The sequence below is a fragment of the Rhodopseudomonas sp. BAL398 genome (genome assembly GCF_033001325.1).
In the GTDB taxonomy this organism is placed as follows: Bacteria; Pseudomonadota; Alphaproteobacteria; order Rhizobiales; family Xanthobacteraceae; genus JARJEH01.
Genome location: NZ_CP133111.1, coordinates 3,879,984 through 3,901,866, shown reverse-complemented (window position 1 = coordinate 3,901,866; position 21,883 = coordinate 3,879,984). Strand labels below are relative to the sequence as shown.

The following is a 21,883-nucleotide window of genomic DNA, read 5'->3' as shown; positions in this document are numbered from 1 at the left end:
TCCCCCGCTTGCGGGGGAGGGTTGGGGTGGGGGCGCTGTGCGCCGCGCTGATGACGTGCGCCCCGGTCGCCGCGCTCAATCCCAGCCGTCGCCCTTGATGCCGGGGTTGGCGTAGACGATGCCGCCGTCGACCGCGATGGTGGCGCCGACCACGTAGTCGCCGGCGCGCGAGGCCAGATAGATCGCAGCGCCCGCCATGTCCTCGTCGGTGCCGATCCGGCCGGCCGGCACACGCGTCGCCACGCTATCGGCATTGTCACGCGCGGCCTTGTTCATGTCGGAGGAGAACGGGCCCGGCGCGATCGCGGTGACCACGATGTGATCCTGGATCAGCTTCACGGCCATTCGCCGGGTCAGGTGGATCAGTCCGGATTTGCTGGCCGCATAGGAATAGGTCTCCATCGGATTGACGAAGATGCCGTCGATCGAGGCGATGTTGATCACCTTGCCGGGGCGCTCGGCTGTGGCTGCGGCGCGCAGCGGGCCGGCCAGCGCCTTGGTGAGGAAGAACGGCGTCTTGACGTTGAGGTTCATCACCTTGTCCCAGCCGCTTTCGGGAAACTCGTCGAACGGCGCGCCCCAGGCAGCGCCGGCATTGTTGACCAGAATGTCGAGCTTGGGCTCGCGCTTGATGATCTCGGCGGCCAGCATCTCGATGCCCGTCATGGTCGAGATATCGATCGGCAGCGCGATGCATTCGCCGGCATATTCCGCCGTCAGTTCCTTGGCGGTGGCCTCGCAGGGCCCGGCCTTGCGCGCGGTGATGTAGACCCGGGCGGCGCCCTGGGCGAGGAAACCGGCCGCGATCATCTTGCCGATGCCGCGCGAGCCGCCGGTCACCAGGGCGATGCGGCCCTGCAGCGAAAACAGATTCTTGAACATGCGTCCTCCCATTGATTTGCCGGATGTTTGAGACGGCGGGCGGGACGAGTCAAGGAAGCCGGATAGCGGCAAGCACTACAGGGTTGGTCACAGCCCGGATTGCGCTTCGTTTGATCCGGCGACGGGAATCCGATCGGCTAATCTTACGCAGCGTTGACGCGGCGAAAGCCGTTCCACACCGCGGTGGCGGCGCCGGAGTTCAGCACCGGCAGGACGCGGCTATCCTGGAAATTGCCGTTCAGCGAGATGCGCGGCAGCGCGGTGAGATGGTCGGCGAATTCGGGAAAGATCATGCCGGGTCGCGTCGTCACCGCGGTCTTGAAGCCGGCGGCACGCGCCAGGGCGAATTCGCGCGGACCGGCCGAGCTGCAATCGCCATAGGGATAGGCGAGATGGGTGATCGGGCGGCCCAATTCGGCTTCGATCCGGGCGCGGCCGAGCGCGAGCTCGCGCGCGGCGACCGCCTCGCTCTGCTTGGCGAGCAGGCAATGGCTGATGCTGTGGGCGCCGATCGTCACCAGCCGATGGCCGGCGAAGCGTCGCAGCTCGTTCCACGCCAGGCAGAGCTCGCGGCCGACCTCGGTTTCGTCGACGCCGTTGCGGGCGCACAGCGCGGTCATCGCCGCGCACAGATCCCGCTCGCCGGGCAAAGCCCGCAGCTGGTCATGCAGGCCGTCGAATGCCGCTTGCTTGGCCGCAGCCGTGTCGGTCTCGAGCCGCGCCTCGATGCCGCCGATCTCGGCCTCGATGCGGTCGGCCCCGGCGATCAGCCGCTCCAGCGTGATCCACCACAGCCGGCCGCGGCCCTCGGCGAAATCGCTGGCGGCATAGACGGTGAACGGCGCGTCGAATTCCTCGAGCACCGGCAGTGCGAAGTCCCGGTTGTCGCGATAGCCGTCGTCCAGGGTGATGCAGGCAAAGCGCCGGGAGAAATCCTGCTCGACCAGGCGACGGTGCAGTTCGTCCATCGGGACGATGTCGATATTCTGGCTGCGCAGGTAATTCAGCGTGGTGCGGAGGAAATCCGGCGTCACCTCGAGATGGTGGTTGGGCTGGAATGCATCATCGCGGGCCGGCCGCACATGATGCAGCATGAAAATGGTGCCGACCCCGGAGAGGATCGGTCGCAGCACATGATGAGCCCCGGAAAAATAGAGCGCCTCGAGGCCAGCGCGGATCACATTATGGCGAAATTGCTTCATCGAACAGCCGACTGGTTAATTTCGTTAACAATCTTAGCCCCCATCATTGAACAAACGGTTATTGCGCTGCGTCGACTTGGCGATTTCCGTAATTGAGTTTGACAGTGCTGCAACGGTTTGATTTCTCTCTGGTTCTGGACCGGCGGGATGTCGAATGCGCGAATTCTGGAGAGCGAGCGTCAAATGGTGGCCCGGTTTGGTGCCGCTGGCAATCCTCTGGGCGATCGCGGCCTGGACGACGACGCCCCCGCTCGAGGCCGATCTCGCGGCGCGGGCGCGGAGCTCGCTGCACGACACCGTGCTCGACAAGGTCGCCATCGAGGTCGCCGGCCGCGACGTCAGCTTTGCGGCCGAGGCATTCTCCGAAGAGGGCCGGCGCAGCGCGGTGGCGGCGGTCGAGAGCGTCCCCGGGGTGCGGCTGGTCAATGATCAGACCAGCCTGGTGCCCGAGGCCAAGCCGTTCATCTGGACCATCGAGCGCGACGTCGTCAGGATCACGCTCGGCGGCAGCGCGCCGCTGCCGGCCAGCAAGGCCCGGCTGCTCGATGCCGCCCGCAACGCCGTGAACGGCGTCGAAGTGGTCGACCGGATCAACCTGGCGCGCGGCGCGCCGTTGCGATTCGATGCCGCCGTGCTGCTGCTGATCGATCAGATCGCCAAACTGAAAACCGGCAGGATCACCCTGACCAATACCGAAGTGACGCTGTCGGGGATGGCACGCGGGCTGGGCGGGCGCGAGGCGATCTCCGCGGCGCTGAAGAACCTGCCGGAGGGCTATTGGGTCGGCGCCAACGGCGTCAAGGCGCCGCCTTACGTGTTCGCGGCCAACAAGGACCCGGTGGCCGGCACGCTGACGCTGAGCGGCTATGTGCCGGACAATTCCGTTCACGCCGCGCTGGTCGCCGCCGCCGAGCGCAAATTCTTCGACGCAAAAGTGGTCGATAATCTGAAAGCCAGCGTCGGCGCGCCGCAGGGCTTCGCCAAGGCGGTGGTGCCGGCGCTGGGCGCGCTGTCGCGGCTGTCGACCGGGACGCTGTCGGTGTCCGACAGCGTGGTGAAGCTGTCGGGCGATGCGTTGTACGAGGCCGCGGCGGGCCAGATCCGCGGCGAGCTAAGCAAGGCGCTGCCGCGGGACTGGCAGGTCGAGGCGCAGATTTCGGTGAAGCCGCTAGCCGCGCCGGTCGATCCCACCGTCTGCCAGCAATTATTCGCCGACCTGCTGCGCCAGGGCACGATCCTGTTCGAATCCGGAAGCGCCAGGATCGATCCGGACTCCGCCGGGCTGCTCGACCGGCTGATCGAGACCGCGATGCGGTGTCCGACCGCGACGATCGAGATCGGCGGCCACACCGACAGCGTGGGCGACGCCGAATTCAATCAGGCCCTGTCCGAGAAGCGCGCCCAGGCGGTGACCGACTATCTGGTCCACGCCGGATTGCCGCCGGATCGCTTCAAGCCGGTCGGCTTCGGCAGCGCCATGCCGATCGCCAGCAATGACACCGACCAAGGCAAGGCGCAGAATCGCCGCATTGAATTTCTGGTGAGGTGACGATGGTCGATCTGGTGACATTCTATTGGGGTTGGCTGGTCGGATCGGCTCTGTACGGATTCGCGTTCGGATGGATCGCCGTGGTACATCGGGGCAATGGCGTGTCAAAACGCACCTCGCTGTGGCTGACGGGATTGCTCGCCGCGCTGATCGCCCTGGCGCTGGCGGGGCTGGTTCCGGGCCGGGCCGGCTATTGGCTTGACCTTGGCTTGGTCATGATCGCGGCCTATGTGGTGGGATGCGCGGTCGGATCGTGGCTGCGCCACTGGGTGATCTCCCGACAGGAGCAGGCCGCCTGAGATCGGTGCCGCGGGTGCGGCAGCTTGGATGCGGTTCTTCGAGGCGGGTTCTATGCGGGTTCGTCGACACGGTGTCTTGCGCTCGGCGTCGCGGACCGTCGCGTTGCTCCGCAACGCAGCAGCCGCGATGCAGCAAATCTGTGCAGGCTGATGTCGATCAAGCCTCGGTCAATCACTTGGGGGCAAGATGTGGCGATCGACCGAATTCCACTGCGATACAAAACGCGCTACCACGGTTTGGAACAAGCTGCTGTCTTAATGTTCCTTTAAGCGTCTCAGTTGGCGGAAAGCGCATTCGAGGTCTAGATGCTGGAAGCAATACGCAGAACGATGGTGTTTCTGCGCAAAAGGCAAATCCTGCATAAAATGGGTGTTGCGTTGAGCGTCGCGGTGATCGCCGTCGCGTGTTACGTGCTGATCCATATGCTGCGCGGCATCGACGTCCACGAGGTGGTCGAGGCGATGAAGAAGATCGAGCCGCGCTCGGTCGCGCTGGCGGCTCTGTTCGTCTGCGCCGGCTATTTCACCCTGACGTTCTACGACCTGTTCGCAGTGCGGGCGATCGGTCGCTGCGAGATTCCCTACCGGATCAACGCGCTGGCCGCCTTCACCAGCTATTCGATCGGGCACAATGTCGGCGCCAGCGTGTTCACCGGCGGCGCGGTGCGCTACCGGATCTATTCGGCCTGGGGGCTGGACGGGATCGACGTCGCCAAGATCTGCTTTCTGGCCGGGCTGACCTTCTGGCTCGGCAATGCCGCGGTCCTCGGCCTGGGCATCGCCTATCATCCGGAGGCGGCAGCCTCGATCGATCAGCTGCCGCCATGGCTCAATCGCCTCATCGCGCTCGGCATCATCGCGGGGCTGCTGAGCTATGTGGCCTGGGTCTGGATCCGCCCGCGCAATGTCGGCCGCGGCAGCTGGACGGTCGTGCTGCCGGGAGGGCCGCTGACGCTGCTGCAGATCCTGATCGGGATCGTCGATCTCGGATTCTGCGCGCTGGCGATGTATGTGCTGGTGCCGGACCATCCCAATCTCGGTTTCGTGGTGGTGGCGGTGATCTTCGTCTCCGCGACCCTGCTCGGCTTCGCCAGCCATTCGCCCGGCGGGCTCGGCGTGTTCGATGCCGCGATGCTGGTCGGCCTGTGGCAGATGGACAAGGAAGAGCTGCTCGCCGGCATGCTGCTGTTCCGCATCCTGTATTATCTGGTGCCTTTCGTCGTCTCGGTGGTCATTCTGGCGGTGCGGGAAATCATCCTCGGCGCCCGGACCAAGCGGCTGCGCCGGCTGGCGGTGGTGCTCGATCCAAAGCCGGTCCGCGAAGATCCCTCGCCGGGTTAGGATGACAATTCCGATGTCCGACGAGCCCGCCCCCGCAGGCAGAGAGCTGGTCCCGATGACAACACACGCTCCCGCTTCGATGTTCTCGCCGTGGCCGGATCGGTTGCGGCACGCCGCCATCATCCTGCTGGCGGCCGGCCTGGCGCTGGCCGCACTGGTCGCCTATGGCGAATTGTCGCTGGTCGCCGCCGCCGCGGCGTTCGCCTGCATCGCCGCCGCCGCGCTGGTGCCATGGCGGCTGCACGACGTGGCGGCCGCCACCGACGACAAGCCCGGGACCAATCCGGTGGAGACGCCGGTGGTGCGCGCCATTGTCGGCGGCATGCCCGACCCCGCGGTGCTGCTCGACCGCGCCGGCCGGGTGATCCATCTCAACGCCGCCGCGGCGCAGCTGGCGCCGGCGCTGCGCAGCAACGAGCTGGCGCAATTCGCGCTGCGGACGCCGGAAATCGTCACCGCGCTGCGCGAAGCCATCGCCACCGCCGAACCCCGGCGCGCCACCTATCTGGACCACGTGCCGGTGGATCGCTGGATGGAGCTGATCATCGCCCCGGTGCAGGTGCCGACCGCGTTCGGCGGGACCGACCAGTGCATGCTGATGACCTTCCACGACCAGACCCCGCTGCGCCGGGTCGAGGAAATGCGCGCCGATTTCGTCGCCAATGCCAGCCATGAATTGCGCACGCCGCTGGCGGCGCTGTCGGGCTTCATCGACACGCTGCAGGGCCCCGCCAAGGACGACGCCAAGGCGCGCGAGCGCTTTCTCGGCATCATGCACATCCAGGCGACGCGGATGGCGCGGCTGATCGACGATCTGTTGTCGCTGTCGCGGGTCGAATTGTCCGCCCATGTCCGGCCCGACGTGCTGGTCGATCTCGCGCCGCTGATCCAGCAGGTGGTCGACGGGCTGGAGCCACTGGCCAAGGAACGCCATGTCGTGATCGAGATCGAGCTGCCCGAGGCCGCCGCGACGGTCGCCGGCGACCGCGAGGAATTGCTGCGGCTGTTCGAGAACCTGGTCGAGAACGGGTTGAAATACGGCGCTTCCGGCGGCCGGGTGGTGGTCGCCGTGACGGCGGCGGTGTCGTCCGAAGGGCTGCCCGAATATCGCGTCATGGTGCGCGATTTCGGCCCCGGCATCGCGCCCGAACACCTGCCGCGGCTGACCGAGCGGTTCTACCGGGTCGATGTCGGCGACAGCCGCGCCCAGGGCGGCACCGGGCTGGGATTGTCGCTTGTGAAACATATCGTTAACCGCCATCGGGGCCGGCTTTTGATCGAAAGCGTGCCGAAAAAAGGCGCGACTTTCACGGCCGTTTTTCCCTCGGCGAAGCCCCAGGTACAAGCCGAAAAGATCTGATTTTTCAATCGCTTGGTGCATTCACACGACTGTCATCAAACCCTCATAAAAGGTCAACCGTCCGCCCCTAAAGGGGGCTTCGTAAGCGCAGTCGGGCGCGAACAGCGCTTCGCTTACAGATGGAGAGACCTTTCATGAATTTCATCAAGGCAATCGTCGCGGTCGGCGTCGTCGCCGCTTCGACGTCGGCATTTGCCGCCGACATCACCGGTGCCGGCGCGACCTTCCCCTATCCGGTCTATTCCAAGTGGGCCGACGCCTATAAGAAAGAGACCGGCAACGGCCTGAATTATCAGTCGATCGGCTCGGGCGCGGGCATCAAGCAGATCCTGGCCAAGACCGTGACCTTCGGCGCCACCGACATGCCGCTGAAGCCCGAGCAGCTCGAGAAGGACGGCCTGGTGCAATGGCCGATGGTGATGGGCGCGATCGTTCCGGTCGTGAACCTCGAAGGCATCAAGCCGGGTGAAATGGTGTTCGACGGCGAAACCCTCGCCAACATCTATCTCGGCAAGATCACCAAATGGGATGATGCCGCGATCAAGAAGCTGAACCCGAAGGTCAAGCTGCCGTCGACCGCGATCACCGTCGTGCGTCGTTCGGACGGTTCGGGCACCACCTTCAACTTCACCAACTATCTGTCGAAGGTCAGCCCCGATTGGAAGTCCAAGGTCGGTGAAGGCACCGCGGTCGAATGGCCGGTCGGCGTTGGCGCCAAGGGCAATGAAGGCGTTGCCGGCAATATCAGCCAGGCCAAGAACTCGATCGGTTATGTCGAGTATGCCTATGCCAAGCAGAGCAAGCTGACCTACGCCGCGATGGTCAACAGCACCGGCAAGACCGTGCAACCCACCACGGCTGCGTTCCAGTCCGCAGCGGCGAATGCCGAATGGTCCAAGGCTCCGGGTTATTACCTGATCCTGACCAACCAGCCGGGCGAGGCCTCCTGGCCGATCACCGCCGCGACCTTCATCCTGATGCACAAGGAGCCGGTCGACAAGGCTGCCTCCTCCGAAGCCCTCAAATTCTTCAAGTGGGCTTACGCGAAGGGCGACAAGATGGCCGAGTCGCTCGACTACATCCCGATGCCGGAGCCGGTGGTCAAGCTGATCGAAAAGACCTGGTCGGCTGACATCAAGAGCTGAGCCATCCTGAGCTCCACGGCGTTCGCGATCCCGGGTTGGGTCGCGAACGACACAGGCGACCCCCGGAATCCCCATCGCCTCGACGCGAAATCGGATTCCGGGTCCGCGCTGCAAGGTGCGCCCCCTTGGCGACCAAGGCGCACCCCTAAGCGACAATGTGGATCCACCGGCCTGCGTCGCGCCAAGCCGCGTTGCCAGGCGACCGATCGCCCAATCTGATTCAATCGAGACCTTCAGGCCGTGAGACGAAGCCTGGCTGGCCTGCTACTGTAAAGGGGAATGGCGTGGCGGATATGGCGGTTCAAAGTACGGTTATGGAAGCTGCCGGACCTTACGATCGCGCCAAGGCGCTGAGCGCGTTCAAATTTGGCGACAGCGCCTTCTATTGGGTCACGCGCGCCTGCGCGATTTCGGTGCTGTTGATTCTCGGTGGCATCATCCTGTCGCTGATCCTGGGCGCCTGGCCGGCGATCCGCGAATTCGGTTTCTCCTTCCTGATGACCGCGCGCTGGGCGCCGGCCAACGATCCTCCGGTCCTCGGCGCGCTCGGCCCGATCTACGGCACGCTGGTCACCTCGGTGATCGCGATGATCATCGCGATCCCGGCCGGCCTCGGCATCGCGATTTTCCTCACCGAACTGTGCCCGCAATGGGCGCGGCGCCCGATCGGCATCGCCATCGAACTGCTCGCCGGCATTCCCTCGATCATCTACGGGATGTGGGGGTTCTTCGTGCTGGCGCCGTTCATGGCCAACCACATGCAGCCGTTCATGATCAGCGCCTTCGAGGGCGTTCCGGTGCTGGGCACGATCTTCGCCGGACCGCCGTCCTATCTCAGCCTGTTCAACGCCGCGCTGATCCTCGCCATCATGGTGCTGCCTTTCATCACCGCGATCTCGGTCGACGTCTTCAGGACGGTGCCGCCGGTGCTGAAGGAGGCGGCTTACGGCATCGGCTGCACCACCTGGGAAGTGGTGCGCAAGGTGGTGATCCCCTACACAAGGGTCGGCGTCATCGGCGGCATCATGCTGGCGCTCGGCCGGGCGCTCGGCGAGACCATGGCGGTGACCTTCATCATCGGCAATTCGTTCCGGATCGACGGGTCGATCTTCTCGCCCGGCACCACGATTTCGGCGGCGATCGCCAGTGAATTCGCCGAAAGTTCGGGGCTGCACCAGTCCGGCCTGATCCTGCTCGGCCTGTTGCTGTTCATCCTCACATTCCTGGTGCTGTCGGCGGCGCGGCTGATGCTGATGCGGCTCGAACGCAAGGCGGGGAACTGAGCATGAACCCGAATAATGGACACCGGTTTTCCGCTGCGATCATGTTGCTCCAGGTGACGTCATGAATCCGATCTACAAGAGCCGCCGCCGCAGCGACCTCACCATCAAGATCCTGTGCCTGTTTGCGACGGTGTTCGGCGTCACCTGGCTGGCGCTGATCCTGTTCACGCTGTTCTACAACGGCCTCGCCGGCATCAACGTCCAGATCTTCACCCAGAACACCCCGCCGCCTGGCTCCACCACCGGCGGTCTGCTCAACGCCATCGTCGGCTCGGTGATGATGACCGTGATCGGCGTCGGCATCGGCGCGCCGCTCGGCCTGTTCGCCGGCACCTATCTGGCCGAATACGGCAAGCACGACCGCCTGACCTCGGTGATCCGCTTCATCAACGACATCCTGCTCAGCGCGCCTTCGATCATCATCGGCCTGTTCATCTACGGCGCCGCCGTGGTGCCGATGGGCCGGTTCTCGGCGCTGGCCGGCGCGCTGGCGCTGGCGGTGATCGTGATCCCGGTGGTGGTGCGCACCACCGAGGACATGCTGCTGCTGGTGCCGAGCTCGCTACGCGAGGCGGCCTCGGCGCTCGGGCTGCCGCGCTCGCTGGTGATCAAGCGGATCGCCTACCGGGCCGCGCGCGCCGGGCTGATCACCGGCGTGCTGCTGGCCACCGCGCGGGTCGCCGGCGAAACCGCGCCGCTATTGTTCACCGCGCTCAGCAACCAGTTCTTCAGTCTTGATCTCACCAAGACGATGGCCAACTTGCCGGTGACCATCAACAACTTCGTGCAGAGCCCCTACGACTACTGGAAACAGTTGGCCTGGAGCGGGGCGCTGATCATCACCCTGGCCGTGCTGGCCCTGAACATTGGCGCGCGCATTCTTGGCGCCGAGAGGACCGCGAAATGACCGAGATTTCCATCGCCACCAACGTTCCCGCCGCGCCGATGCCGCCGATGATGGATCAGCCCGAGGGAACCCCGAAGGTCAGCGTGCGCGACCTGAATTTCTACTACGGCCAGAACCACGCGTTGAAGCACATCAACCTCAACCTCGTCGCCAACAAGGTCACCGCCTTCATCGGGCCGTCCGGTTGCGGCAAGTCGACGCTGCTGCGGATCTTCAACCGGATGTATGATCTGTATCCCGGGCAGCGCGCCGAGGGCCAGGTGATGCTGGATTCCACCAATATTCTCGATCCCAAGCTCGACCTCAATCTGCTGCGGGCGCGGGTCGGTATGGTGTTCCAGAAGCCGACCCCGTTCCCGATGACGATCTATGAGAACATCGCCTTCGGCATCCGGCTGTACGAGAAGATCTCCAAGGCGGAGATGGACGCCCGGGTCGAGAAGGCGCTGCGCGGCGCGGCGCTGTGGACCGAGGCCAAGGACAAGCTCGGCGCTTCGGGCCTCAGCCTGTCCGGCGGGCAGCAGCAGCGGCTTTGTATCGCCCGCACCATCGCGGTGCGGCCGGAAGTGATCCTGTTCGACGAGCCGTGCTCGGCGCTCGATCCGATCTCGACCGCGAAGATCGAGGAGCTGATCGACGAATTGAAGGAAAGCTACACCATCGCCATCGTCACGCATAATATGCAGCAGGCGGCGCGGGTCTCGGAATCCACCGCCTTCATGTATCTCGGCGAGTTGATCGAATTCGGTCCGACCAACAAGATTTTCACCTCGCCGACCGATCGCCGCACCCAGGACTACATCACCGGCCGGTTCGGCTGACGCGCAGCGCGCGAGGAGAATGAACATGGGCTTCGAACACACCACCAAGGCATTCGACGGCGACCTGCAGGAACTCACCAGGCTGGTTGCCGAGATGGGCGGCCTCGCCGAACGGCAGATCGTGGATTCGGTCGACGCCCTGATCCGGCGCGACATCCCGCTCGGCGCCCGCGTGGTCGCGGCCGATGCCGAGATCGACCAGATGCAGCGCACTATCGAGGAACGCGCGGTGCTGACCATCGCGCGGCGACAGCCGATGGCGGTCGATCTGCGCGAGATCGTCGGCTCGATGCGGGTCGCCACCGATCTGGAACGGATCGGCGATCTGGCCAAGAATATCGGCAAGCGCGTCAACGCGCTCGACAGCGATTTCCATCCGCTGAAGCTGATCCGCGGCCTCGAGCACATGACCGATCTGGTGCAGTCGCAGGTCAAGGCAGTGCTCGACGCCTATACGGCGCACGATCTGCCGGCCGCGATGGTGGTGTGGAACGGCGACGAGGAGGTCGACGCGATCTGCACTTCGCTGTTCCGCGAATTGCTGACCTATATGATGGAAGATCCGCGCAACATTTCGTTCTGCATTCATCTGATGTTCTGCGCCAAGAACATCGAGCGGATCGGCGACCACGCCACCAACATCGCCGAGACGGTGTTTTACATGATCGAGGGGCAGCAGCTTCTCGACAAGCGACCGAAGGGCGACATGACGAATTTCGCCAATGCGGCGCCCGGCAACTGACGAGGACGAACGATGAGTGCGCGCATTCTGGTGGTCGAGGACGAAGAGGCGCTGACGACGCTGCTTCGCTACAATCTCGACGCCGAGGGTTATGACGTCGAGACAGTGGCGCGCGGCGACGACGCCGACACCAGGCTGAAGGAGCGCATCCCCGACCTGATCGTGCTGGATTGGATGCTGCCGGGCCTGTCCGGGATCGAGTTGTGCCGGCGGCTGCGGGCCCGGCCGGAAACCAAGCAGCTGCCGATCATCATGCTGACCGCGCGCGGCGAGGAAAGCGAACGGGTTCGCGGCCTTGCGACCGGCGCCGACGACTACATCGTCAAGCCGTTCTCTGTGCCGGAATTGCTGGCGCGGGTGAAGGGCCTGCTGCGGCGCGCGGCTCCGGAACGGCTCGCCAGCATCCTGGCCTATGGCGACCTCGAGCTCGACCGCGAAAAGCGGCGGGTGGCGCGCTCCGGGCGGCCGATCGATCTCGGCCCGACCGAATATCGGCTGCTGGAATTCTTCCTCGAACATCCCGGCCGGGTGTTCAGCCGCGAGCAATTGCTCGACAGCGTCTGGGGCCGCGACATCTATATCGACGAGCGCACCGTCGACGTTCATATCGGACGGCTGCGCAAGCTGCTCAATCCCGGCCGCGAACAGGACCCGATCCGCACCGTGCGCGGCGCCGGCTACGCCCTCGACGACCGCTTCGCCGCCAAGGCGGAGTGAGGGACGGCGCCTCGTCATCGTCACCCGTCATCCTCCGCGACAGCGGAGGACCCAGGATTGCAGGGCGTTGATGGTGAGTTGCTGATCGTCGGCGCTCTGGGACACCGGTCGCCCGGTCGAGCCGGGCGATGACCCATGAGCGCTGCGCGATGCCGTGCGCAGCGCCGCGTCATCATCAGCCGTCATCCTCCGCGACAGCGGAGGACCCAGTATTGCAGAGCGTTGATGGTTAGTTGCTGATTGTCGGCGCGCTTGGGTCGCCCGGTCGAGCCGGGCGATGGCGTCGTCCCGCAATGCGGCGCTGACTGAAGCTGACGCGGCTTAGCGCGTGGGCTTAGCGCGTCGGCTTGGGCATCTGGCGGCGGCGGTCGCCGGCCGGCTGGTAGGCGATGCGCGAGTGATGCGCGCAATAGGGCAGGCCGCCGAGCGCCTTGCCGCCGCAGAAGAAGAATTCCGGATTGGACGGATCGCCGATCGGCCAATGGCAGGTCGCCTCGTTGAGCTCCTGCAGGCTCAGCCGCTGGCTCATCGGCACCACATTGTCGTAGGACACCGGATCCGGCTCGGCCTCGACCTCGAACACATGCGCCAGCGCGGTGTTGCCGCGCGCCACCGGGCGCGACACCCGCATCATATGCTGGGCCGGACGCGCCTTGCGCGGTCGCGGCGCCGCGGAGGACGGGCTTTTGGCCCGGCCGGACAGGCCGAGACGATGAACCTTGCCGATCACCGCGTTGCGGGTCACATTGCCAAGCTCTGCGGCGATTTGACTCGCCGACAAGCCGCCTTCCCATAATTTCTTCAATTGCTCGACGCGGTCGTCGGTCCAGCTCAGTGCCGTCATCGCTTTAATCCCTTCGTGTCGCCCTCGCCGCAGTGCGGCGTTGCGACGTAGATGTCGCCAAAATCCCTGACGGCAGAATCCCTTAGCCCTCGCCGGGCGCGACTTGCTCGCCCGGGCGTTACGCAACACAGAGGACTCAAGAGGATCGCAACCGCGCACGAGATGTCGTACTCGACAGGCCAAAGGCTACAATATGCCGTGACTCTCGCGCAAGAGTCTGACCTGGTGCATCCACACCTTCTACTACGAGGACCTCGTATTTCGGCCCGTCATGCCTGTTCGCAACGTCGATCGCCGAGCGATCGCGCGGTCCGGTTTGCCAATGCCCAGCACCAACGAAGCATGGGCGGGTTTGGTTCAGGCATTTCGACCGCCGACGCCAATTGTTCGCGTGGCCGGCTCTCGCCGGTTCGGCCCCGCGCAGCCGGCCGGACCGCCTTGCGGCCGCGGGATGTCCGCGATCCGGCGCCGATGCCCGGAAAATACGGGCGAAGCATCGGTTGACAGGGTGCCGCGCGCTTCTAGAATAAAGCCACGTGCCGCCTGGAAAGGCGGCACGTTTCGTTTCCGGGGTAGGTTGGTCGGCGGCCGTGACGGGCACGGCGGACTTTGTGCCCCAATTTTCCGATCGGATCGGCCATGTCCAAAAGCGCAAGCACCTCCCATCTGTTGCCAGTATTCGCCAGGGCGGACCTCGCCTTCGAGCGCGGCGAGGGCGTCTGGCTGATCGGCACCGACAAGGAGCGCTATCTGGATTTCACCAGCGGCGTCGCGGTCAATGCGCTCGGCCATTGCCATCCGCATCTGGTCGCCGCGCTGCAGGCGCAGGCCGCCACGCTGTGGCACATGTCGAACCTGTTCAAGAGCCCCGACGGCGAGCGGCTGGCGGCGCGGCTGTGCGAGCAGAGTTTCGCCGATTTCGTGTTCTTCGCCAATTCGGGCGCCGAGGCGATGGAATGCGCGCTGAAAATGACGCGCCATCATCATTTTTCCAAAGGCGCGCCGGAGCGCACGCGGATCATCACCTTCGAGGGCGCGTTTCACGGCCGCACGCTGGGGACGCTGGCGGCCACCGGAGCGGCGAAATATCTCGAGGGCTATGGCGCACCGCTGGACGGCTTCGACCAGGTGCCGCTTGGCGATCTCGAGGCGGTCAAGAAGGCGATCGGCCCCAACACCGCCGGCATTCTGATCGAGCCGCTGCAGGGCGAGGGCGGCGTCCGCGCGCCGTCGCACGGGTTCTTCCGGGCCCTGCGCGATCTGTGCGACCAGCACGGCCTGCTGCTGATCTTCGACGAGGTGCAGACCGGCATGGGCCGCACCGGCGAATTATTCGCCTATCAGCGCATCGGCGTGACCCCGGATATCATGTCGCTGGCCAAGGCGCTGGGCGGCGGTTTTCCGATCGGCGCTTGCCTGGCCACCGCCGAAGCCGCCGCCGGCATGGCGCCGGGCTCGCACGGCTCCACCTTCGGCGGCAATCCGCTGGCGGTGGCGGCGGCGAATGCCGTGCTCGACGTCATGCTGAAGCCGGGCTTTTTCGATCACGTCAACCGCATCTCGCTGCTGCTGAAACAGAAGCTCGCCTCGGTGGTCGATCGCCATCCGCAGGTGCTGTCGGAAGTGCGTGGCGAGGGCCTGCTGATCGGGCTGAAGGCGGTGGTGCCGTCGGGCGATCTGATCGCCGCGTTGCGAGCGCAGAAGCTGCTCACCGTCGGCGCCGGCGACAATGTGGTGCGGCTGTTGCCGCCCTTGATCGTCAGCGAGGCCGAAATCGAGGAGGCGGTGGCGCGGCTGGAGCGCGCCTGCGTGACGCTCGCCGATGCCGCGACGCCGCGGGAGGCTGTGCAATGAGCAAGTCGCCGCGCCATTTCCTCGACCTGACCGAGGTGCCGACCAAGGAGCTGCGCCGGATTCTCGACGCCAGCGTCGCGATGAAGGCGAAGCTGAAGGCCCATGTGAAGCCCGACAAGCCGCTCGACGGCAAGACCCTGGCGATGATCTTCGAAAAGCCCTCGACCCGGACGCGGGTGTCGTTCGATGTCGGCATGCGCCAGCTCGGCGGCGAGGCGATCATGCTGACCGGCGCCGAGATGCAGCTTGGCCGCGGCGAAACCTTCGCCGACACCGCGAAGGTGTTGTCGCGCTATGTCGATGCGATCATGATCCGCATCCTCAACCATGAATCGCTGCTGGAGCTGGCCGCGCACGCCACCGTGCCGGTGATCAACGGCCTGACGCGGCGTTCGCATCCCGGCCAGGTGATGGCCGACCTGATGACGTTCGAGGAGCACCGCGGCCCGATCGAAGGCCGCACCATCGCCTGGACCGGCGACGACAACAACGTGCTGGCGTCCTGGGTGCATGCCGCCGAGCGCTTTCATTTCAATCTGCGCATCGCCACGCCGCCGCAATTGGCGCCGAACAAGGCGATGAAGGACTGGATCAAGGCCACCGGCGCCTCGATCCAGCTCGGCAATGATGCCGAAGCCGCGGTGCGCGGCGCTGATTGCGTCATCACCGATACCTGGGTGTCGATGGGCGACAAGGAAGGCGAGCATCGCCATAATGTGCTGAAGCCGTTCCAGGTCAACGCCAAGCTGATGTCGCTGGCCGACAAGGACGCGATCTTCATGCATTGCCTGCCGGCGCATCGCGGCGAGGAAGTCACCGACGAGGTGATCGACGGCCCGCAATCAGTGGTGTTCGACGAAGCCGAAAACCGCCTGCACGCCCACAAAGGCATTCTGGCCTGGTGCCTCGACGTCGTCGGTTGACCTACTCGGCGGCCTGCTTGAGCGGGCCTGATTCAGTCGCGGCGGCGTTGGTTGCGGCGCGTTGCGACCGTCCCGTGCCCGACATCGCGTTGGATAGCCTGTCGAGATAGAGATACACCACCGGGGTGGTGAACAGCGTCAGCAGCTGGCTGACCAACAATCCGCCCACCATCGCATAGCCAAGCGGCTGGCGGATCTCGGAGCCGGTGCCGGTGCCCAGCATCAGCGGCACGCCGCCCAGCATGGCCGCCATGGTCGTCATCATGATCGGGCGGAACCGCAACAGCGCGGCTTCGCGGATCGCCTGCTCGGGCGGCAGGCCGCGATCGCGTTCGGCCGAGATCGCGAAATCCACCAGCATGATGCCGTTTTTCTTGACGATGCCGATCAGCAGGATGATGCCGATCAGCGCGATCAGGCTGAAATCGAAGCCGAACAGCATCAGGATCGCCAGCGCGCCGACGCCGGCGGAGGGCAGCGTCGACAGAATCGTCAGCGGGTGAATGTAGCTTTCGTACAGAATGCCGAGGATCAGATAGACCACGACGAGCGCCGCCAGGATCAGCAGCGGCACGGTGCTGAGTGATTGCTGGAACGCCTGGGCGGTGCCCTGGAAACTGCCGTTCAGCGTCGCCGGCGCGCCGAGCTGCGCCATCGCGGCCTGCACCGCGGTGGTGGCTTGGCCGAGCGCGGTGCCCTCGGCGAGGTTGAAGCTGATCGTGGTCGCCGGGAACTGGCCCTGATGGCTGATCGACAGCGGCCGCACCGGCACGCTGGTCCAGGTCGCGAATGCCGACAGCGGCACCTGGTCCCCGGTCGAGGGCGACTTGATGTAGATCTTGTTCAGCGTGGCGAGATCGCCCTGCAACGCCGGCAGGATCTCCAGGATCACGTGATAGCTGTTCAGCTGGGTGAAATATTGCGCCACCTGGCGCTGGCCGAAGGCGTCGTACAGCGTGTCGTCGATCAGTTGCGGCTGGATGCCGAAGCGCGAGGCGGCGTCGCGGTTGATCGTCAGCGTCAGGGTCGAGCCTTCGGTCTGCTGGTCGGTGGCGACGTCGCGCAATTCCGGCAGCGTCTTCATCTTGGCGAGAATCTTTGGCGCCCATTGGTTGAGTTCGCCCAGATCGGCGTCCTGCAGGGTGTATTCGAACTGGGTCCGGCTGGGCCGCCCGCCGAGGCGGACGTCCTGCGCCGCCTGCATGAACAGCCGCGCGCCCTCGACCTGCTCGAGCTTCGGCCGCAGCCGGGCGATGATTTGCGGGGCGGTGGCGCTGCGCTGATCGCGCGGTTTCAGGGTGATGTACATCCGGCCGTTATTGAGCGCGCTGCCGGAGCCGCCGATCATCATCGCCACGCTGGCGACGGCGGGGTCGGCCAGCACGATCTTGCCGAGCGCTTCCTGGTGCTTTTTCATGTCGGCAAAGGAGATGTCCTGCGCTGCCTCCGAGGTGGCGGTGATCAGGCCGGTGTCCTGCTGCGGGAAAAATCCCTTCGGAATCACCATGAACAGATACACCGACAGACCCAGCGTGACGAAGAACACCGCCAGCGTCGTCAGCCGCCAGCGCAGCACGACATCCAGCCCGCGCGCATAGCCGCGCAGCATGGCGTCGAAACCGCGCTCGAACAGCTGATAGATCCGGCCGTGACGGGCGTGTTTCTGGTCGCGCAGGAAGCGCGACGCCATCATCGGCGTCAGCGTCAGCGACACCACCAGCGACACCACGATCGCCATCGCCAGCGTGATGGCGAATTCGCGGAACAGGCGGCCGATGATGCCGCCCATCATGAACAGCGGAATCAGCACCGCGATCAGCGAGATCGAAATCGACACGATGGTGAAGCCGATTTCGCCGGCGCCCTTCAGCGCCGCCGCCATCGGGGTCTCGCCCTCCTCGATGTAGCGGGTGATGTTCTCCAGCATCACGATGGCGTCGTCGACCACGAAGCCGACCGAAATGGTGAGCGCCATCAGCGATAGATTGTCGAGCGAATAGCCGGCCACCCACATCAGCGCGCAAGCGCCGAGCAACGCCAGCGGCACGGTGATGCTGGGGATCGCGGTGGCCCAGATGCTGCGCAGGAACAGAAAGATCACCATCACCACCAGCGCGATGGTGAGCAGCATGGTGAACTGCACGTCCTCGACCGCGGCGCGGATGGTCTGGGTGCGGTCGCTGATCACCGAGATCTTGATGGTCGGCGGAATCGCCGCCACCAGCCGCGGCAGTTCGGCCTTGATCTTGTCCACCGTGTCGATGACATTGGCGCCGGGCTGCTTGAAGATCACCAGGAAAACGCCGCGCTTGCCATTGGCCCAGGCCGCCTGCTTGGCGTCTTCCGGCCCGGTCACCGCCTGGCCGATGTCGCGGATCCGCAACGGGCCGCCATTGCGATAGGCGATCACCACGTCGTTCCAGTCCTTGGCGGCGGTCAGCTGGTCGTTGGCGTAGATCGTGTAGCTGCGGGTGGCGCCGTCGATACTGCCCTTCGGACTGTCGACCGTGGTGATCGCCAACTGAGTGCGGACGTCCTCCAGCGACAGGTTCTTGGCGACGAGTTTGGCGGGATCGATCTGGACCCGCACCGCGGGCTTCTGCTGACCGCCGATTAAGACCTGCGCGACGCCGGAGATCTGACTGATCTGCTGCGCCAATTGCGCATCGACGGAATCGCTGACGGTGGTGAGCGGCAGGGTGTCGGAGGTTGCCGACAACAACAGGATCGGCGAGTCCGCCGGGTTGACCTTGCGATAGGTCGGCGGGTTCGGAAGGTTCTTCGGCAGCGATCCGCCGGCGGCGTTGATCGCGGCTTGCACGTCGTTGGCGGCGGCGTCGACGCTGCGGCCGAGGTCGAACTGGATGGTGATCGCCGCGGTGCCGAGCGAACTGGTCGAGGTCATCTGCGCGACGCCGGGGATCTGGGCGAATTGCCGCTCCAGCGGCTGCGCCACCGACGAGGCCATCGTCTCCGGGCTGCCGCCCGGCAGTTGCGCCGCGACCTGGATGGTCGGAAAATCCACCTGCGGCAGCGGCGCCACCGGCAATTGCGGATAGGCCACCAGGCCAACGAACAGGATGCCGGCCATCAACAGCGAGGTCGCGATCGGAAACCGGATAAACGGCGCGGAGACGTTCATGTCATTGCGCCTCGGCGGCGAGTTGAGCCGGCCCGGCCTCGGAACTGGCGACCGATATCGCCAAGGGTGAGCCCTGCTGGACCCGGTACTGGCCGGCGACGACGACCCGGTCGCCGGCTTTGATCCCCTGCTCGACCACGGTGTGGCCGTCATTGGACTGGCCGACTTTCAAGTCGCGGACCTCGGCCTTGTTGTCGGCATCGACCACGAAGGCGTACAGCCCGTTGACGCCGCGCTTGACCGCGTCGTCGGGCACCACCACGGTGTCCTTCAGCGTGGCGACGAGAAGCCGGGTCGAAACCGAGAGCCCTGGCCACAGCACATGGTCCTTGTTGTCGAACACCGCCTTCAGCCGCACTGTTCCGCTGGTCGAGTCGACCTGGTTGTTGACGACGGCGAGCTTGCCGTCCGAGAGTTTGGTTCGGCCATCGGCACTCAATGCGGTCACCGTCAGCGGCTGCTTGGCCTGCGCGCGGTTGATCTCGGTCAGCTGTTCCTCCGGCACCGTGAACACCACGGCGATCGGTTCGATCTGGGCGATGGTGACGATGCCGGTCTGGGTCGCGGCGTTGACGATGTTGCCCTGATCGACCTGGCGAAACCCGGTAACGCCGGCGATCGGCGCCTTCACGGCCGTATAATCGAGCTGGGTCTGGGCGTTGGCGATCGCAGCGTCGTCGGCGGCGATCTGGGCGGTTAATTGCGTCACCGTGGAGCGCTGGGTGTCGGTCTGCTGCTTGGTGGCGAATTCGCCGAGCTTGGTGAAGCGCTGCAAATCCAGATGGGCATTGGCGAGATTGGCTTCGTCCTGGGCCTTCTTGGCCTTGGCCTGGTCGAGGGCAGCCTGGAACGGGCGCGGATCAATCTGCGCCAGCAGCTCGCCTTGTTTGACGAATTGACCTTCCTTGAAGCTGATCTTGTCGATCTGGCCGTCGACCCTGGTCCGCACCACCACGGTGTTGAAGCCCTGAACGGTGCCGAGCCCGCTCAGATAGACCGGGAAATCGCGCCGCTCAGCGGTGGCGATCTGCACCGGAACGGCGGCCGGGGGCGCGGCGCCGGCCTTTGTCTGCCGCGCCTCGGCGGCGCCGTAATGGCGCCAGCCGAAATAACCGCCGCCGAGCACGATCACGGCAACGAGCGCGATCGAAAGGGGTGTTTTGAGACGAGCCATCTGAATCCGTTTACTGCCGAAAGCTTGCACGCAGGCTATCTAGGCGCATGCTATATGCAAGATGTGAACACCCCGCTGACAAACAGGCGGCAGTTTCCGGTCCCGATTCCGGCTGCCATTTTGACGTAGTCAGCACTCGTGGCGAATCGGCGGCATGCCGAAGACATTGCCAAATATTCATGTTGCCGAAGAGACGCGATGTTACAGAACAGACTTGCGCCCCCGCGGCGGGTTGCAACCGGCGTCGGCGTTGTCCATACCACACCGACGCGATCGGTGCCGCGCGCCGGCGTCGACGGCTCGCTCGGCGATATCGTTTTCATTCGAGCCGGGGTTTTCATCGCAACCCGCCGACCCCAGATAGAGTGCCATGACCTCGCAATCCCCCGATCCGAAACCCGCCCCCGAGCCCCCGATCCGCGCGCCGTCGCCGGTGCCGGTCGACGACACCGTGCTGCCGTTCGAGGTCGCCGCGCTCGATCTGCGCGGCCGGCTGACCCGGCTTGGCCCCGCGCTCGACGAACTGCTCGACAAGCACGCCTATCCGGCCCCGGTCGCCAAGCTGCTCGGCGAAGCCATCGTGCTGACCACGCTGCTCGGCTCGGCGCTGAAATTCGACGGCCGCTTCATCCTGCAGACCCAGACCGACGGCCCGGTGTCGTTGCTGATCGTCGACTTCCAGGCGCCGGACCGGATCCGCGCCTATGCGCGGTTCGACAAGGACAAGCTCACGCCCGGGCTCGACACCGGCGCGCTGCTCGGCCATGGCCATCTGGCGATGACCATCGATCAGGGCCCCGACATGAGCCGCTATCAGGGCCTGGTGGCGCTGGAGGGCGGCAATCTGGAAGACGCCGCGCATGAATATTTCCTGCGCTCCGAGCAGATCCCGACAAGGGTGCGGCTCGCGGTCGCCGAGGAATGGCGCGGCGGCGACGGGCCCAAGCATCATTGGCGCGCCGGCGGCATGCTGCTGCAATTCCTGCCGCAGGCGCCGGACCGCGCCCGCCAGCCCGATCTGCATCCCGGCGACGCGCCGGAGGGCAGCGAAGTGCCCGAAATGACCGAAGACGATGCCTGGGTCGAGGGTCAGTCGCTGATCGCCACGGTGGAAGACCTCGAACTGATCGATCCGGATCTGTCGAGCGAACGCCTGCTGTATCGGCTGTTTCACGAAACCGGCGTCCGGGTGTTCTCGGCGCTGCCGCTGCGCGCGCAATGCTCATGCTCGCGCGACGCCGTCTCCGGCATGCTCAACAGCTTCACGCCGGACGACCGCGCCGAAATGGTCAAGGACGGCAAGGTGGTGGTGACCTGCGAGTTCTGCAGCACGGTGTATGAATTCACGCCGCAGGAAGCGGGCGTGGAGTAGCTGGGAGAGACAGCTGCGTCGATTTGGCTTCGGAGTTCGTCATTCCGGGCGCGCGCAGCGACAGCTGCGAGCGAGCCCGGAATCCATAACCCCTGGCTTCGATGATATCGACGAAGGTGCCATCACGCGCCACTGCGGCGTATGGATTCCGGGCCTGCGCTGCAACCGGCTGCGCCGTCTTTCGCGCATCCCGGAATGACGAACGCGATGGCACCGTAGAGTGGCGGCGCTTGCGCCGTGCCTACCAAAGGCAACGATGACGCCACGTTTTGTTGCAACGCCTGCTTCCGATCAACCTGTCAAACAGCCACGGCGAATGCGCCTCG

Annotated in this window: 19 protein-coding genes; 13 read left to right on the top strand and 6 right to left on the bottom strand. The window is 65.2% G+C overall.

The annotated features are described in order from the left end of the window. Positions 1-75: 75 nt before the first annotated feature. The gene (locus tag RBJ75_RS18365) at positions 76-882 is read right to left on the bottom strand and encodes an SDR family oxidoreductase (protein WP_044414751.1); all 807 of its coding nucleotides are present in this window, start codon (positions 880-882) and stop codon (positions 76-78) included. A gap of 143 nt (positions 883-1,025) precedes the next feature. Then, complete coding sequence (locus RBJ75_RS18360; RefSeq protein WP_044414749.1) at positions 1,026-2,084, bottom strand: polysaccharide deacetylase family protein; 1,059 nt, start codon at positions 2,082-2,084, stop codon at positions 1,026-1,028. A 154-nt stretch (positions 2,085-2,238) separates the two neighbouring features. On the opposite strand from RBJ75_RS18360, the gene RBJ75_RS18355 reads away from it, so the two are divergent. From RBJ75_RS18355 to phoB, 10 genes are all read left to right on the top strand, one after another. Continuing rightward, positions 2,239-3,633: an OmpA family protein gene (locus RBJ75_RS18355; RefSeq protein WP_044414747.1), complete on the top strand. Its 1,395-nt coding sequence runs from the start codon at positions 2,239-2,241 to the stop codon at positions 3,631-3,633. Between the two features lie 2 nt (positions 3,634-3,635). Then, positions 3,636-3,932 (top strand): hypothetical protein, encoded by a 297-nt coding sequence (locus tag RBJ75_RS18350; protein WP_044414745.1) that lies wholly within the window; start codon positions 3,636-3,638, stop codon positions 3,930-3,932. Positions 3,933-4,238: 306 nt separating this feature from the next. Continuing rightward, positions 4,239-5,273 carry a lysylphosphatidylglycerol synthase domain-containing protein gene (locus RBJ75_RS18345; protein ID WP_044414743.1) on the top strand — a complete coding sequence of 345 codons (1,035 nt, stop codon included), beginning with the start codon at positions 4,239-4,241 and terminating at the stop codon, positions 5,271-5,273. A 55-nt stretch (positions 5,274-5,328) separates the two neighbouring features. Continuing rightward, positions 5,329-6,633, top strand: a complete 1,305-nt coding sequence (locus tag RBJ75_RS18340) for an ATP-binding protein (protein ID WP_276156563.1) — start codon at positions 5,329-5,331, stop codon at positions 6,631-6,633. A 134-nt stretch (positions 6,634-6,767) separates the two neighbouring features. Next, positions 6,768-7,778, top strand: a complete 1,011-nt coding sequence (gene pstS / locus RBJ75_RS18335; protein ID WP_044404045.1) for a phosphate ABC transporter substrate-binding protein PstS — start codon at positions 6,768-6,770, stop codon at positions 7,776-7,778. Between the two features lie 284 nt (positions 7,779-8,062). Then, the gene (gene pstC / locus RBJ75_RS18330) at positions 8,063-9,061 is read left to right on the top strand and encodes a phosphate ABC transporter permease subunit PstC (RefSeq protein ID WP_080900793.1); all 999 of its coding nucleotides are present in this window, start codon (positions 8,063-8,065) and stop codon (positions 9,059-9,061) included. Between the two features lie 61 nt (positions 9,062-9,122). After that, positions 9,123-9,968 carry a phosphate ABC transporter permease PstA gene (pstA, locus tag RBJ75_RS18325; protein ID WP_044404038.1) on the top strand — a complete coding sequence of 282 codons (846 nt, stop codon included), beginning with the start codon at positions 9,123-9,125 and terminating at the stop codon, positions 9,966-9,968. After that, a complete protein-coding gene (gene pstB / locus RBJ75_RS18320; protein WP_044404035.1) occupies positions 9,965-10,789 on the top strand; it encodes a phosphate ABC transporter ATP-binding protein PstB in 825 nt (274 codons plus the stop codon). The genes pstA and pstB overlap by 4 nt, the downstream gene beginning before the upstream one ends. A gap of 25 nt (positions 10,790-10,814) precedes the next feature. Further along, positions 10,815-11,531, top strand: a complete 717-nt coding sequence (phoU, locus tag RBJ75_RS18315; RefSeq protein ID WP_044404032.1) for a phosphate signaling complex protein PhoU — start codon at positions 10,815-10,817, stop codon at positions 11,529-11,531. A 12-nt stretch (positions 11,532-11,543) separates the two neighbouring features. Continuing rightward, positions 11,544-12,248 carry a phosphate regulon transcriptional regulator PhoB gene (gene phoB / locus RBJ75_RS18310; RefSeq protein ID WP_044404029.1) on the top strand — a complete coding sequence of 235 codons (705 nt, stop codon included), beginning with the start codon at positions 11,544-11,546 and terminating at the stop codon, positions 12,246-12,248. 334 nt (positions 12,249-12,582) lie between these two features. Here phoB and RBJ75_RS18305 read toward each other — a convergent pair whose 3' ends face one another. Continuing rightward, positions 12,583-13,092: a GcrA family cell cycle regulator gene (locus RBJ75_RS18305; RefSeq protein WP_044404026.1), complete on the bottom strand. Its 510-nt coding sequence runs from the start codon at positions 13,090-13,092 to the stop codon at positions 12,583-12,585. Between the two features lie 639 nt (positions 13,093-13,731). On the opposite strand from RBJ75_RS18305, the gene RBJ75_RS18300 reads away from it, so the two are divergent. Then, on the top strand, positions 13,732-14,946 hold the full coding sequence (locus tag RBJ75_RS18300) for an aspartate aminotransferase family protein (protein ID WP_044404023.1): 1,215 nt from the start codon (positions 13,732-13,734) through the stop codon (positions 14,944-14,946). Further along, positions 14,943-15,869, top strand: a complete 927-nt coding sequence (gene argF / locus RBJ75_RS18295) for an ornithine carbamoyltransferase (protein ID WP_044404020.1) — start codon at positions 14,943-14,945, stop codon at positions 15,867-15,869. The genes RBJ75_RS18300 and argF overlap by 4 nt, the downstream gene beginning before the upstream one ends. 1 nt (position 15,870) lies before the next feature. Here the strand turns inward: argF and RBJ75_RS18290 are convergent, their stop codons facing one another. From RBJ75_RS18290 to RBJ75_RS18280, 3 genes are all read right to left on the bottom strand, one after another. Then, a complete protein-coding gene (locus RBJ75_RS18290) occupies positions 15,871-19,011 on the bottom strand; it encodes a multidrug efflux RND transporter permease subunit (RefSeq protein WP_044404017.1) in 3,141 nt (1,046 codons plus the stop codon). 1 nt (position 19,012) lies between these two features. Continuing rightward, complete coding sequence (locus tag RBJ75_RS18285) at positions 19,013-20,185, bottom strand: efflux RND transporter periplasmic adaptor subunit (protein WP_044404014.1); 1,173 nt, start codon at positions 20,183-20,185, stop codon at positions 19,013-19,015. Between the two features lie 201 nt (positions 20,186-20,386). Then, positions 20,387-20,557: a hypothetical protein gene (locus tag RBJ75_RS18280; protein WP_160297891.1), complete on the bottom strand. Its 171-nt coding sequence runs from the start codon at positions 20,555-20,557 to the stop codon at positions 20,387-20,389. Here RBJ75_RS18280 and RBJ75_RS18275 point away from each other — a divergent pair. Continuing rightward, complete coding sequence (locus RBJ75_RS18275; RefSeq protein ID WP_044404011.1) at positions 20,556-21,557, top strand: Hsp33 family molecular chaperone; 1,002 nt, start codon at positions 20,556-20,558, stop codon at positions 21,555-21,557. The two genes, RBJ75_RS18280 and RBJ75_RS18275, sit on opposite strands and share 2 nt — an antisense overlap. The last annotated feature ends 326 nt before the right edge of the window (positions 21,558-21,883 follow it).